Origin of the sequence: Streptomyces sp. NPDC001292 (assembly GCF_042896465.1) — a bacterium.
Taxonomy (GTDB): Bacteria; Actinomycetota; Actinomycetes; order Streptomycetales; family Streptomycetaceae; genus Streptomyces.
Window position 1 is genome coordinate 1 of sequence record NZ_JBIAXG010000015.1, and the last position, 13,763, is coordinate 13,763.

The 13,763-nt window shown below is 71.8% G+C and carries 10 protein-coding genes; 7 read left to right on the forward strand and 3 right to left on the reverse strand.

The genetic code is table 11. The features are described 5' to 3' along the window. Positions 1-30 precede the first annotated feature (30 nt). Positions 31-4,914, forward strand: a complete 4,884-nt coding sequence (locus ACFY4A_RS17690) for an amino acid adenylation domain-containing protein (protein ID WP_390830443.1) — start codon at positions 31-33, stop codon at positions 4,912-4,914. A 114-nt stretch (positions 4,915-5,028) separates the two neighbouring features. After that, positions 5,029-5,634, forward strand: coding sequence for a hypothetical protein (locus tag ACFY4A_RS17695; protein ID WP_390830339.1), 606 nt, complete (start codon positions 5,029-5,031; stop codon positions 5,632-5,634). A 78-nt stretch (positions 5,635-5,712) separates the two neighbouring features. Here the strand turns inward: ACFY4A_RS17695 and ACFY4A_RS17700 are convergent, their stop codons facing one another. From ACFY4A_RS17700 to ACFY4A_RS17710, 3 genes are all read right to left on the reverse strand, one after another. Beyond that, positions 5,713-7,005 (reverse strand): sensor histidine kinase, encoded by a 1,293-nt coding sequence (locus ACFY4A_RS17700; RefSeq protein ID WP_390830340.1) that lies wholly within the window; start codon positions 7,003-7,005, stop codon positions 5,713-5,715. A gap of 144 nt (positions 7,006-7,149) precedes the next feature. Next, positions 7,150-8,418 carry a sensor histidine kinase gene (locus tag ACFY4A_RS17705; RefSeq protein ID WP_390830341.1) on the reverse strand — a complete coding sequence of 423 codons (1,269 nt, stop codon included), beginning with the start codon at positions 8,416-8,418 and terminating at the stop codon, positions 7,150-7,152. Positions 8,419-8,425: 7 nt separating this feature from the next. Beyond that, positions 8,426-9,079 (reverse strand): response regulator transcription factor, encoded by a 654-nt coding sequence (locus ACFY4A_RS17710; RefSeq protein ID WP_390830342.1) that lies wholly within the window; start codon positions 9,077-9,079, stop codon positions 8,426-8,428. Positions 9,080-9,274: 195 nt separating this feature from the next. On the opposite strand from ACFY4A_RS17710, the gene ACFY4A_RS17715 reads away from it, so the two are divergent. The 5 genes from ACFY4A_RS17715 to aroF all read left to right on the forward strand — a co-directional run bounded on the left by ACFY4A_RS17715 (position 9,275) and on the right by aroF (position 13,751). Further along, positions 9,275-9,433 (forward strand): hypothetical protein, encoded by a 159-nt coding sequence (locus ACFY4A_RS17715; RefSeq protein WP_390830343.1) that lies wholly within the window; start codon positions 9,275-9,277, stop codon positions 9,431-9,433. Continuing rightward, positions 9,430-10,590 (forward strand): peptidoglycan-binding protein, encoded by a 1,161-nt coding sequence (locus ACFY4A_RS17720; RefSeq protein WP_390830344.1) that lies wholly within the window; start codon positions 9,430-9,432, stop codon positions 10,588-10,590. The genes ACFY4A_RS17715 and ACFY4A_RS17720 overlap by 4 nt, the downstream gene beginning before the upstream one ends. Then, a complete protein-coding gene (locus ACFY4A_RS17725; protein ID WP_390830345.1) occupies positions 10,587-11,354 on the forward strand; it encodes an ABC transporter ATP-binding protein in 768 nt (255 codons plus the stop codon). The genes ACFY4A_RS17720 and ACFY4A_RS17725 overlap by 4 nt, the downstream gene beginning before the upstream one ends. Then, positions 11,351-12,556 carry an ABC transporter permease gene (locus ACFY4A_RS17730; protein WP_390830346.1) on the forward strand — a complete coding sequence of 402 codons (1,206 nt, stop codon included), beginning with the start codon at positions 11,351-11,353 and terminating at the stop codon, positions 12,554-12,556. The genes ACFY4A_RS17725 and ACFY4A_RS17730 overlap by 4 nt, the downstream gene beginning before the upstream one ends. Before the next feature lie 154 nt (positions 12,557-12,710). Then, positions 12,711-13,751, forward strand: a complete 1,041-nt coding sequence (gene aroF, locus ACFY4A_RS17735) for a 3-deoxy-7-phosphoheptulonate synthase (RefSeq protein ID WP_390830347.1) — start codon at positions 12,711-12,713, stop codon at positions 13,749-13,751. Positions 13,752-13,763 lie beyond the last annotated feature (12 nt).

Below are 13,763 nucleotides of genomic sequence, written 5' to 3' on the forward strand. Positions count from 1 at the left end.
GAGGCGTCGCCGGGGCTGCGGGTTCGGCATCTGTACGGGCCGACGGAGACGACGCTGTGCGCGACGACGTTCGTCGTGGAGCCGGGCGCTGAGGCCCCTGCGGTGCTGCCGATCGGTGCGCCGATGGACAACAGCCGGGCGTACGTGCTCGACGCGTTCCTGCGTCCGGTCGCTCCGGGCGTGCGGGGCGAGTTGTATCTGTCGGGGTCGGGTCTGGCCCGTGGGTACGACGGTCGGGCGGCGCTCACGGCGGAACGCTTCGTGGCCTGCCCGTTCGGTGGCTTCGGCGAGCGGATGTACCGGACGGGCGACCTGGCCCGATGGACAGCGGACGGCCAGCTCCTCTTCTCCGGCCGTGCCGACGACCAGGTCAAGATACGCGGCTTCCGCATCGAGCCCGCCGAGATCGAGGCGGTGCTCGCGGGCCACGACAGCGTCGGGCAGGTCGCGGTGATCGTCCGCGAGGACCAGCCGGGGACCAAACGCCTCGTCGCCTACGTGGTGCCCTCCGGTGACGAGAGCGACGCGGCCGACGGCGACGTTCTCCGCGTGTTCGCCGCGCGGGCTCTGCCGGACTACATGATCCCCTCCGCCGTCGTCGTGCTGGACTCCCTCCCCGTCACCGTCAACGGCAAGCTCGACCGGGCCGCCCTGCCCGCCCCCGACTTCGTCGGCGGCGAGGGCCGGGCTCCGGCCACCCCGGCGGAGGTGGCGCTGTGCGAGCTGTTCGCCGAGGTGCTGGGCCTGGAGCGGGAGCAGGTCGGTGCCGACGGCTCGTTCTTCGAGCTCGGCGGTGACTCGCTGCTGGCGATGCGGCTGATCGCCAAGATCCGCTCTGCCCTCGGCGCGGAGATCAACATCCGCGAGGTGTTCGCCGCGCCGACCGTCGCGGCGATGGCCCGACTGGTGGAAGGCGACAAGGGCGACGCCTGGGCCGGCGTGGCCGTCCGCGAGCGTCCCGAGGTGCTGCCGCTGTCGTTCGGGCAGCAGCGGATGTGGTTCCTCAGCCGGATGGAGCAGGAGGGTGCGGGCGCGGCGTACAACGTGCCGCTGGCGCTCGGGCTGACCGGCGAGCTGGACGTCGCGGCCCTGGAGGCGGCCCTGCACGATGTGGCCGACCGGCACGAGACGCTGCGGACGGTGTTCCCGTCGACGGACGGCAGCCCCCGGCAGGAGGTCCTCGACGACCGCCCGGCCCTGGTGGTCCGCGAGGTCTCCCGGGCGGAGCTGCACGAGGTCATGGCCGAGGCGGCGGGGAAGGGCTTCGACCTGGCCCGCGACCTGCCGTGGCGGACGGAGCTGCTGACCGTTACCCCGACGGAGCACGTGCTGGTGCTGGTGGCGCATCACATCGCGGTGGACGGCTGGTCGATGGGCGTCCTCGCCCGGGACGTTCAGACGGCGTACCGGGCCCGGCACAGCGGCGCCGAGCCCGGCTGGGCGCCGCTGCCGGTCCAGTACGCCGACTACGCGCTCTGGCAGCGCGAGGTCCTCGGCGAGCTCGACGACCCGGACAGCCTGATCAGTGCCCAGCTGGGCTACTGGCGGGAGGCCCTGGCCGCTCTGCCCGAGGAGCTGATGCTCCCGGTGGACCGGCCCCGGCCCGCGGTCTCGTCGTTCGAGGGCGGGTCCGTGCCCATCCGGCTCGGCGCGCAGGCGCACGCCGCGCTGGACGGCCTGGCGCGCCGGCGTTCGGCGACGATGTTCATGGTGGTGCAGGCGGCGCTGGGCATGCTGCTGGCGCGGCTCGGCGCCGGTACGGACATTCCCATCGGCACCGCCGTCGCCGGCCGTCCCGACAGCGCCCTGGAGGACCTGGCCGGGTTCTTCATCAACACGCTGGTGCTGCGCATCGACGTCAGCGGCGATCCCACGTTCGAGGAGCTGCTCGCCCGGGTCCGCGACACGGACCTGGCGGCGTACGCGCACCAGGATCTGCCGTTCGAGCGGCTCGTGGACGATCTCGACCACGTACGCTCGCTGGCCCGGCAGCCGCTGTTCCAGATCATGCTGGCGCTGCACTCCGGCGGCCCGGCCGAGAACGGGTGGGAGCTGCCCGGGCTCGAAGTGGAGCAGCTGAACCCGGACGTCGGCGAGGCGGCGCGGTTCGATCTGTCGGTCACGCTGGGGGAGTTCCGCGACGAGAGCGGGACGCCGGACGGCATCGCCGGCACCCTGCAGTTCGCCGCCGACCTCTTCGACGCGAGCACCGCCCAGGCCCTGGCCGACCGGCTGGTGAAGGTGCTGGAGCAGGTCGCCGCCGATCCGCGGGCGCGCGTCGGGCAGATCGACGTCATCGAACCCGACGAGCAGCGCACGGTCGTGGAGGAGTGGAACGACACCGCCCGTCCTCTGGCGGCGAGCACGCTGCCCGAGCTGTTCGAGCGGCAGGTCGAACGGACCCCTGACGCGATCGCCGTCGCCGCCGCGGACGTCACCCTGACGTACGCGGAGGTGGACGCGCTGGCCAACCGGGTCGCGCACTGGCTGATCGGCCGGGGCATCGGTCCGGAGGACCGGGTCGGTGTGGTGATGGAGCGTTCCGCGGACCTGCTGGTGGTGCTGCTGGGCGTGGTGAAGGCGGGCGCGGCCTATGTGCCGGTCGATCCTGGCTATCCGGCCGAGCGCATCGCGTTCATGCTGTCCGACGTGCGGCCCGCCCTGGTGCTGTGCACCCGGGCGAGCCAGGGCCTTCCGCGCGACGGGTTCGGGCTCGCGGTGTGGGAGGAGGCCGTCGTCAGCATGGCGCGGTGCGCGGCGACCGCGCCCGGCGACGCGGACCGGTCGGCGGCGCTGCGCCCCGATCACCTGGCGTACGTCATGTACACCTCCGGGTCGACCGGCACGCCCAAGGGCGTCGAGGTGACGCACCGGAACGTCGTGAGCTTCGCCGAGGACCGGAGCTGGCGCGAAGATGTCGTCGAACGGGTCCTGGTGCAGGCCAACCATGCCTTCGACGCCTCGACGTACGAGATCTGGGTGACCCTGGCGCACGGCGGCCGGCTCGTCGTCATGCCCCCGGGCGACGTCGGCGCGACCGAGCGCGGCCGGCTGATCGCCGAGCACGGGGTCACGAACGTGCATGCCACGGCGGGGCTGTTCAGCCTGCTGGCCGAAGAGGCGCCGCAGATCTTCGCGGGGGTCCGCGAGGTGTCGACCGGCGGCGACGTGGTGTCGGCCTCGGCGATCCGCACCCTGCTGGAGGCCCATCCCGGGCTGGTGGTGCGCACGACGTACGGGCCGACCGAGATGACGGCGTTCACCACCCAGATCCCGTACACCGCCGCCGACACCGTCCCGGCGAACGTGCCGATCGGCCGGCCGATGGACAACAGCCGGACCTTCGTGCTGGACGAGTTCCTGCACCCGCTGCCGCCCGGCGTGACCGGCGAGCTGTACGTCGCCGGCGCGGGGCTCGCCCGCAGCTACGCGGGACGGGCGGGCCTGACGGCGGAGCGGTTCGTCGCCTGTCCGTTCACCGAACGTCCCGAGCGGATGTACCGGACGGGCGACCTGGCGCGCTGGTCGCCCGAGGGAGAGCTGGTGTTCGCGGGGCGGGCCGACGACCAGGTGAAGATCCGCGGGTTCCGGATCGAGCCGGGCGAGGTGGAGGCGGTACTGGCCCGGCACGAAGGCGTCGGCCAGGTCGCGGTGACGGTGCGCGAGGACCGGGCGGGGACGAAGCGCCTGGTCGCGTATGTCGTACCCGCCGGTCCGGGCGCCGACGGCGAAGCGCTGCGGGAGTACGCGGCGAGCGCGCTGCCGGACTACATGGTCCCGGCCGCTTGGGTGACGCTGGAGAACCTGCCGGTGACGGTGAACGGCAAGCTGGACCGGGCGGCGCTGCCCACCCCGGACCTGGCCGGACCTGGGTCCGGCCGGGAGCCGAGGACGCTGGTCGAAGGGGTCCTGTGCGAGCTGTTCGCCGAGGTCCTGGGGGTGGAACAGGTCGGCGCCGAGGAGTCGTTCTTCGAGCTCGGCGGTGACTCGCTGCTGGCGATGCGGCTGATCGAGCGGATCCGGACCGTGCTCGACACCGAGATCAACGTCCGGGACCTGTTCGCCGGGCCGACGGTCGCCGCGGTCGCCGCGGTCCTCGACAAGGACCGCGAGGTCACGGGCGACTACGAGCCGATGCTGCCGCTGCGGACCGGCGGGGACCGGCCGCCGCTGTTCTGCCTGCATTCCGGCGGCGGGCTCAGCTGGCACTACGCGGCCCTGGCGAACCATCTCCCGGACGATTACCCGATCTACGGGGTGCAGGCGCGCGGTCTCACCGGAGCCGGCGCGATCCCGGAAAGCGTCGAGGAAATGGCCGCCGACTATGCCGAGCAGATCCGCTCCGTACAGCCGAGCGGGCCGTACCACCTGCTCGGCTGGTCTTTCGGCGGAGTTGTCGCGCACGCCGTCGCCACGCACCTTCAGAGGGAGGGCGACACGGTCGCGATGCTGGCCATTCTGGACGGATATCCGAATCGCCAGATGACGAAGGAGGACGAGAACGGTGCCGCGGAATTCGCGGGATTCGGCGAACTCCAGCCGGGCGACCGGCCCGTGCTGCTCCTCGACGGCGATGTCGTGGGCGACGCGCCTGCCGCGGCCCCGACGGACCAGGTCAACGAGACACGGCTGGACGAGATGGCGCCGGCCGTCCATAAAGTCGAGGAGAACAATCTGCGGCTTCTTCGGAGCTACACGCCCGGCGTATTCGAGGGAGACGTCCTCCTTTTCGTGGCGGCGCTCGGACGCCCGGAACTCCTGCCGGCCGAAGCCGCTCCGGAAGCCTGGCGGCCCTATGTCCGGGGCGCCGTCGAGATCTGCTCGGTCGAGTCCGACCACCGCCGGATGGTAAAGGGCGAACCGCTCGCCGAGATCGCGCGCGTGTTGGTGTCGAAGTTCGCAGACCCGCGTTAGTGATACCTCCCCGAAACCCTCTGATCCGTAGCGTTGGATCAAGCGTCCCGGCTTCGGCGGCGTCCGGTCGCCGTCGAAGCCGTCAGGAACCCTCCACAAGAGACGGAGAATGACATGCAAAGTCCCTCTGGCCACGGTCGCCCGAACAGCACGAGCACCGGTCGGTCCCGGCGGGCTCGGTCGCTGGTCGCCTCCCTGGCCGGGGTGACGGCCATCATGCTGTTCGCGGGCGCGTGCGGCGGATCCGGCGGCGACGACTCCGACTCGACCGCCCCCAGCGGCTCGAAGCCGAACGCCGCCAACAAGAAGAGCACGCTCGCGTACGCCAAGTGCATGCGCGAGAACGGAGTCTCCAACTTCCCCGATCCCAACGCGCAGGGCCTGCTCAACATCGACGGCTCCGTCGACATGAAGTCGTCGCAGGCCCAGGCCGCGGACAAGAAGTGCAAGGAGCTCCTGCCCGCGGTCAACGCCACTCCGCCCGCGGGGGTGCACGAGGCGTCGCTGGCGTACTCCAAGTGCATGCGGGAGAACGGCGTCCCGAAGTTCCCCGACCCCAACGCCGAGGGCGGTCTCGACATCAACGGCGACACTCTGGGCGTCGACCCGCAGGGCCCGGCCTTCAAGGCGGCCGACAAGAAGTGCCAGCCGATCCTGGAGAAGGTCGCCGGCGGCCCCAAGGAGTTCCAGTCCGGGGCGCCCGGCAGCGCGCCGCAGTAACCCGTCCAGGGCCCTGGCGCCGTACCGCTGCCGACGCCGACCGGAGCGGTACGGCGCTTCGTCGTGTCCGTATGGCGGTCAGCGCACCGGCAGCGGCGGCCGGCGCCGGGGGAGCGGCGCGGGGTCGCTCGTGGCGGGGAAGGCGACGGTGACGGTCAGGCCGCCCCCGGGTCTCGCGGAGGCGGTGAGGCCGGCGTCGTGGGCGTCGGCGACGGCCTGCACGATGGACAGGCCGAGCCCGAGGCCCTCGGTGCGCGCGGCCCGGGTGGCGCCCAGGCGCTGGAAGGGCTGGAAGAGCTGCTCGATCGCGTCCGGAGGCACCGAGGGGCCGGTGTTGGCGACGGTGAGGACGGCGCGGCCGTCCACGATGCCGGTGGTGACCCGTACCTCGCCGTGCGGTGTGTTGTGCCGGAGTGCGTTGTCCACGAGGTTGACGACGAGGCGTTCGGCGAGGGGCCGGTGGCCCACCGCCACGGCCGCCGCGGTCGACGTGCGGATCGTCACGGTCCGCAGGTCCGCTTCGGCGGCCCGCGCGTCGACGACCTCCCGGGCGAGCTCTGTGAGATCGAAGGGGCGGCGGACCTCGATGCCCGCGTGGCTGCGGGCGAGGGTGAGCAGCGCCTCTATCAGCCGTTCCTGCTGGGCGCCCGCGGCGAGGATGCGTTCGTGCGCCTCGCGCAGGGATTCGACGGTGGCCTCGGGGTCGGACAGGGCGACCTGGCCGAGCGTCCGCTGGCGGGTCAGGGGGGTGCGCAGTTCGTGGGAGGCGTTGGCGACGAACCGGCGCTGGGCCTGGAACGAGTCCTCGAGTCTGCCCAGCAGCCGGTCGAAGGTGTCGCCGAGTTCCTTGAGTTCGTCGCTGGGACCGTCGAGGGCCAGGCGCCGGTGCAGGCTGGTCGCCGAGATGTCCCGCGCCATGGCCGTGATGGTCCGCAGCGGGCGCAGGATGCGGCCGGCGACGATCCAGCCGAGCACGATGGAGGCCACCGCCATGAGCCCGAGCGCGATCCCGGAGTTGACGAGCAGCTGGTGCATGACGTCGGCCCGCTGACGAGCGAGGGCTTTCTGCGCCTGGGCGGAGAGCAGGTCGATGGCGACCACCCGTTCATGCCGCCCGTCGGCGGGCACTTGAGGGGCGCCGGGCGGCACGGGACCGTCGCCGCCGGGCGGCGAGGAGAGGAAGTCGGAGCGGAAGCCCATCGGGGGATCCGCGCCGAGGTTGTGCCGTACCAGCGCGTAGGTGATCGCCAGCAGGGCGGCGCCGGAGACGAGGAACAGGCCTCCGTACAGGAGGGTCAGCCTCGCCCGGACGGTGCGGCGGGCCGGATGCGCCGTCGCGACCGGCTCCTTGTCGTCCTCCGCCACCAGCACCCGCCCCCAGTGTCCGCGGTGATCACTGCTCCGAGGGAACACCTTGACGCCGCAGCGGAAAGGTGTCCAATCGTGGAAGGTGAACGGTTGGACGCGTGAAAAAGGTCCTCCCGCCGTCGGCGGGAGGACCATTTTCGGACTCTCTTACCGGTGTCGGTGGGCGACCCGCTCGCCCGGGGGCGAGGCTGGCCGGGACCGGCGGGGGAGCGCGGGGAACGTCACCGTGATCGTCAGACCGCCTCCGGACCTCGCCCGGGTGGTGAGGCCGGCGTCGTGGGCGTCGGCGATGGCCTGCACGATGGACAGGCCGAGCCCGAGGCCCTCGGTGCGCGCGGCGCGGGTGACGCCCAGGCGTTGGAACGGCTGGAAGAGCTGCTCGATCGCGTTCGGCGGGACCAGGGGACCGGTGTTGCTGACGGTGAGCGCCGCACGGCCCTCCACGGTGCGGGTGGTCACCTCCACCTGGCCGTAGAGCACGTTGTGCCGCATCGCGTTGTCCACCAGATTCGCGACGAGGCCCTCGGCGAGATTGCGGTGGCCCGCGGCCACCGCCGGGGCGATGGACGTACGGAACGTCACCGCCCGGATGTGCGCCTCGGCTTTTCGCGACTCGACGACCTCGGCGGTCAGCCGGGCCAGGTCGAACGGCTCCCGGACGTCGATGCCGCCCTGGCTGCGGGCGAGGGTGAGCAGCGCGCCGATGAGCCGTTCCTGCTGGGCGCCCGCGGCGAGGATGCGTTCGTGCGCCTCGCGCAGGGATTCGACGGTGGCCTCGGGGTCGGACAGGGCGACCTGGCCGAGGGCCCGCTGGCGGGCCAGGGGGGTGCGCAGTTCGTGGGAGGCGTTGGCGACGAACTGACGATGGGCCTCGAACGAGGTCTCCAGCCTGCTCAACAGGCCGTCGAAGGTGTCGCCGAGTTCCTTGAGTTCGTCGGAGGGGCCTTCGAGGGCCAGGCGCTGGTGCAGGCTGGTCGCCGAGATGTCCTGCGCCGTGGCCGTGATCGTCCGCAGCGGGCGCAGCATGCGGCCGGCGACGATCCAGCCCAGGGCGATCGAGACCACCAGCATGAGGGCCAGCGCTATCCCGGACTGGACGAGGAGCTGGTGCATGATGTCGGCGATCTGACCGGCCATGGCGTCCTGGGCCTGGTCCGCGAGCGTCTCCAGGGCGCTCTGCCTGCTCCGCGGCGGCTGCGCCGGCATGACGCCGGGTTCCTGGCCCGGTTCGCTGACGGACAGCTTGGGCGGCTGCGCGGCGATGGCCCGGTGCACCAGGACGTAGGTGACGCCCAGCAGGGCGGCGCCGGAGAGCAGGAAGAGCCCCCCGTACAGAAGGGTCATCCGCAGCCGCACGGTGCGGCGCGGCAGGCGGCGGCGGGCCAGGCGGCCCGCGAGCCGGGCGATGGCGGCCATGGGCGCCTCAGATCCGGTATCCGCGCTTGGCGACGGTCTCGATGACCGGGGGATTCCCGAGCTTGGCCCGCAGCCGGCTGATCGTGATCTTCACGGCGCTGGTGAAGGGGTCCGCGGCGTCGTCCCAGACCCGTTCGAGCAGTTCCTCGGCCGGCACGGCGCGTCCCTTGGAGGCCAGCAGCACCTCCAGGACGCCGAACTCCTTGGGCGCCAGCTCCAGTGCACGCTCTCCCCGGCGGGCGGTGCGCCGCGCGGTGTCCACCACGAGGTCGCCGTGCTGGAGGACGGGCGGCACGGCCGGATGCGCCCGGCGTGCCAGAGCGCCGATCCGGGCGATCAGCACCGGGAAGTCGAAGGGCTTCGGGAGATAGTCGTCGGCGCCGAGACTGAGTCCGTCGACGAGATCCTCCGCGGTCGCCGCGGCGGTCAGCATCAGCACCCGGCTCCGGTTCCCGGCCGCGATCAGCTCGGAGCACACGGCGTCGCCGTGCATGCCGGGCAGATCCCGGTCGAGCACGATCACGTCGTAGTCGTTGCACATCGCGCGTTCGAGCCCGCCTGGCCCGTCCAGCGCCACGTCGACGGCCATCTGCGCCCGGCGCAGACCGACCGCCACCGTCTGGGCCGTCTCCTCGTCGTCCTCCACCACGAGCACCCGCACTTGTCGCCCTCTCTCCGCCGGCACTTCAGACACGCTCATCCAGGAGCGAGCTACCAGGATGTTCTACCAGCAGTTTCCGTACGGTTTCGCCCGGAAGCCGCGCTTCCGGATGGGCTCGTGATACGAAACGCTGCCGAAACCGCCGCCGCCGTAGAAAGGACCGTGCCGGGAATCCAGCGATTAATGGAGAGTCGAATGGCTGTCATCGCCAACAGTGCGGCCGATCGGAATGCGGCCAGGAAACGGCGGCTGCGCCGGAGCGGCGCCAGGGTCGCCCTGCCGGCGGAAATCGGCCCCGTCTCCGCGGAATTCGAGCGCAACAGCCCCGTCGAGCGTCCTGGGAGCGTTTCGTGACTGCCACACAGATCCCTTCGGAGGGTGCGGACGTCCTCGGTTCGCCGGGCGACCAGGAGGTGCGCCCGCGCAGGCCGCGCCGCCGCGGCCGGGCGGCCGCGGTCGTGGTGGCCCTGGTCGCGGCGGGCGGCGCCGCGGGGATCGCCGCCGGCGACGTGCTCGACGCCAAGAAGAACGAGGAGGCGGCCGTCGCGAGCGCCGCTTCCACGACCTCCCTGGCGAAGGTGACGCAGGGAACGCTGTCCGCGCGGACACAGCAGAACGGGACCCTGGGGTACGCGGGCGACTATCCGGTGATCAACAAGGCCAATGGCACCGTGACGAAGCTGCCCGCCGTGGGCGAGGTGATCCGCCGGGGCAAGGTGCTGTACCGGGTGAACGGCAAGCCGGTGATTCTGCTCAAGGGCGCCATGCCGGCCTACCGGGAACTGTCCCGCGGCATGGAGGGCACGGACGTACGGCAGTTGAACGCCGCGCTCGTCTCTCTCGGCTACGCCGACAAGGACGAGCTCGACCCCGGGTCGGACTATTTCAGCCGGGCGACCCGCTGGGCGCTGAAGAAACTCCAGGACGACGTCGGCCTCAAGGAGACCGGGAAACTGAAGCCCGCCGAGGCGGTGTTCCTGCCGGTCGACGCGCTCAGGGTCACCAAGGTCGAGGCGATGATCGGCGGCGCCGCGGCGCCCGGCGGGGTGGTGCTGAAGGCGTCCTCGACGAACAGGCAGGTCACCGTCGCGCTGAACGCGAGCCAGCAGTCCTCCGTGAAGGTCCGCGACAAGGTGCTGATCACGCTGCCGAACGGCAAGAGCACCGAAGGCCTGGTCTCGGCGGTCGGCAAGGTGGCCACGAAGACGGACCAGAGCATGACCGTCGAGGTCGTGATCAGGCCGCTGGACGCGAAGGCGACCGGCGAACTCGACCAGGCGCCGGTGCAGGTCGCGATCGTGTCCGAGACCGTGAAGGACGTGCTGTCGGTGCCGGTGGACGCACTGCTCGCGCGGGCCGGCGGCGGGTACGCGGTCGAGGTCGTCGACGCGGACGAGAAGCACCGTCTGATCCCGGTGCAGACGGGACTGTTCGACGACAGCGCCGGCACCGTGCAGGTCACGGGCGCGGGTCTGCGCGCCGGTCAGAACGTGGTGGTGCCGGGCTCATGACCAGTGTGGAGACGGAAGCACGCGTGGACGGAGGCGCCCGGGAGGCCGGTGAGCCGGTCCTGCAACTGCACGAGGTGTCCAAGGTGTACCCCGGCGCCTCGCCGGTGGTGGCGCTGGACAAGGCCAGCTTCACCATCCACCGCGGCGAACTGGTCGCCATCGTCGGCCCGTCGGGCTCGGGCAAGTCGACGCTGCTGCAGGTCATGGGCAGCCTGGACCGCCCCACCTCGGGAACGGTCCGGATCGTCGGGGAGGACGTCGCCGCGATGTCGGACCGGGCCCTCGCGGGGCTGCGGGCCAGCCGCATCGGGTTCGTGTTCCAGCAGTTCTTCCTGGCCCAGCACGCCACCGCCCTGGAGAACGTCGCCGACGGAATGCTGTACTCGGGCGCCCGGCACAGTGAGCGGATGAAGGCGGCGGCAGCGGCGCTGGGCCGGGTCGGGCTCGCCCACCGGGCCGACCACCGTCCGCCGGAGCTGTCCGGCGGCGAGCGCCAGCGGGTCGCGATCGCCCGGGCGCTGGCCGGCAACCCGGCGATCGTGCTCGCCGACGAGCCGACCGGCAACCTCGACAGCGTCAACGGCGCCGCCATCTTCAAGCTGCTGAAGGAGCTCAACGCCGAAGGCACCACCATCGTGGTGATCACCCACGACCGTGAGCTGGCCGCGCAGATGCCGCGCCGAATCGAGGTCCTCGACGGTCATATCGTCACCGATGTCCGCTCGGCCGACGAGGCTTCGTCCACGGAAAGGCACCTGCCATGACCACCACGACGGCCGCCCCTCCCGGCCGGATGCGTCCGGGCGATCTGGCCCGGACCGCCAGCGTCGGGCTGCGCACGAGGCGGATGCGGGCCGCCCTGTCGGCCCTGGGCATCGCCATCGGCGTCGCCGCGATGGTGGCGGTGATGGGGCTCTCGGCCTCCTCGCAGGCCGGACTGCTGGCCGAGATCGACAAGCTGGGCACCAACCTGCTCACGGTCGCCCCGGGCCGCGTCCTAGGCGGCGGGGCCGCCAAGCTGCCCGTCGAGGCGCCGGCGATGATAGGCCGGATCAAGCACGTCGAAACGGTCCAGAGCACCGGCAAGACCAGCGCCAACGCGTTCCGGAACCCGCACATCCCGAGCATCAACACCAACGGCATCTCCGTGAACGCCACGAGCCTGGAACTTCCCGAGGCGGTGCGCACGTCCGTCGCCAAGGGCAAGTACCTCAACGCGGCCACGGCTCAGCAGCCGGTCGCCGTGCTCGGCTCGGCGGCCGCCAGCCGGCTCGGCATCGACCGCATCCACCCGGGCACGCGCATCTGGGTCGGCGGGCAGTGGTTCTACGTCACCGGGATCCTCAACCCCGCGACCCTGACGCCCGAGATCAACTCCTCGGTGCTCGTCGGCTTCCCGGCGGCGAAGAAATACCTGAACTTCGACGGCCACCCGTCCATGGTCTATGTGCGGGCGAACACCGACCATGTCGCCGAGGTCCAGAGCCTGCTGGCCGCCACGGCCAACCCTGCGAGCGCCGACGAGGTCGGCGTCAGCCAGCCCTCGGCCGCTCTGGAGGCCCGGGCCGCGACGCAGTCCGCGCTCAACGGTCTCTTCCTCGGGCTCGGGGCGGTGGCGCTGCTCGTCGGCGGCATCGGCGTGGCCAACACCATGGTCATCTCCGTACTCGAACGCCGCTCCGAGATCGGTCTGCGCCGGGCGCTTGGCGCGACCAAGGGAAACATCCGTCTGCAGTTCCTGGCCGAGGCGATCCTGCTCGCCGCGCTCGGCGGCGCGGTCGGGGTAGCGCTGGGCGCCATAGCCACCGCCGTCTACGCCAACGTCAAGGGCTGGGCGACCGTCGTCCCGGTGCTCGCCTGGGGAGGCGGGCTCGGCGCGGCCGTCGCGATCGGCGCGGTCGCCGGACTGCTCCCCGCCCTTCGCGCGGCGCGGATGCAGCCCACCGAGGCGCTGCGCACCACGTAGGAAAAGGGGTCGGGGAAGGGCCGTTCGGGCCGCCGCGCGGCGGCCCGAACGGCCCTTTCAGGCGCTATTCGCATTGCGTTGTGGAATGCAGCGGCGCGCTCCTACGATGGCGAACAATCGGTGCCCAGCGGAGGGGGAATTCATGGTCGTCGTCATGGCTCCTGAGGCCACGCAGGAAGATATCGACAATGTCGTCGAATTGGTGGAGGCGGTCGGCGGAAATGCTTTTGTCAGCCGCGGAGTCTCACGGACGATCGTCGGAATCGTCGGGGATGTGGACGACTTCGACGCGCTGAACCTGGGCAGCCGGAACGGCGTGCTCCAGGTGATGCGGGTTTCCGCACCGTACAAGCTGGTCAGCCGTGAGCACCATCCCGCGCGGTCCGTGATCCGGGTGGGCGGCGTGCCGATCGGGCCGGACACGCTGAGCGTGATCGCGGGACCTTGCGCGGTGGAGACGCCGGAGCAGACGCTGCGGGCCGCGCGGATGGCCCTGGAGGCCGGGGCGTCGCTGCTGCGGGGCGGCGCGTTCAAGCCGCGGACGTCGCCGTACTCGTACCAGGGGCTGGGCGAGGAGGGCCTGCGGATCCTCGCCGAGGTGCGGGAGGAGACCGGGCTGCCGGTGGTCACCGAGGTGATCGACCCGGGCCACGTCGACACGGTCGCCGCATACGCCGACATGCTCCAGATCGGCGCCCGCGACATGCAGAACTTCGCGCTGCTGCAGGCCGTCGGGCGCGCGGGCCGGCCGGTGCTGCTCAAGCGGGGGTTCAGCGCCACCGTCGAGGAGTGGCTGAGCTCGGCGGAGTACATCGCGCAGCGCGGCAACCTCGACATCGTGCTGTGCGAGCGCGGGATCCGGACGTTCGAGACCGCCACCCGCAACACCCTGGACATCAGCGCCGTTCCCGTGGTGCAGCGGCTCTCGCATCTGCCGGTGATCGTCGATCCGTCGCACTCGGGGGGCCGCCGGGATCTCGTGCTGCCGCTGACCCGGGCGGCGATCGCGGCGGGCGCGGACGGGGTCATCGTCGACGTGCACCCCGAGCCCCGGAGTGCGCGCTGCGACGGCGACCAGGCGCTCATGGGGCCCGACATCCGGGAACTCGCCGACGCGGTCACGATCCTGTCGCCGCTGATGGGACGCACCCGCGTCGGGCCCGCCGCCGACCGGGTCCGTAGTCACACCCCCTAGTAGGGGTAGGGG

Excerpts from the sequence above, each read along its gene's own strand:
- ACFY4A_RS17695 (WP_390830339.1), top strand. The coding sequence starts at position 5,029 with ATGCAAAGTCCCTCTGGCCACGGTCGCCCGAACAGCACGAGCACCGGT.
- ACFY4A_RS17730 (WP_390830346.1), top strand. The coding sequence starts at position 11,351 with ATGACCACCACGACGGCCGCCCCTCCCGGCCGGATGCGTCCGGGCGAT.
- ACFY4A_RS17715 (WP_390830343.1), top strand. The coding sequence starts at position 9,275 with ATGGCTGTCATCGCCAACAGTGCGGCCGATCGGAATGCGGCCAGGAAA.
- ACFY4A_RS17705 (WP_390830341.1), bottom strand. The coding sequence starts at position 8,418 with ATGGCCGCCATCGCCCGGCTCGCGGGCCGCCTGGCCCGCCGCCGCCTG.
- aroF (WP_390830347.1), top strand. The coding sequence starts at position 12,711 with ATGGCTCCTGAGGCCACGCAGGAAGATATCGACAATGTCGTCGAATTG.
- ACFY4A_RS17725 (WP_390830345.1), top strand. The coding sequence starts at position 10,587 with ATGACCAGTGTGGAGACGGAAGCACGCGTGGACGGAGGCGCCCGGGAG.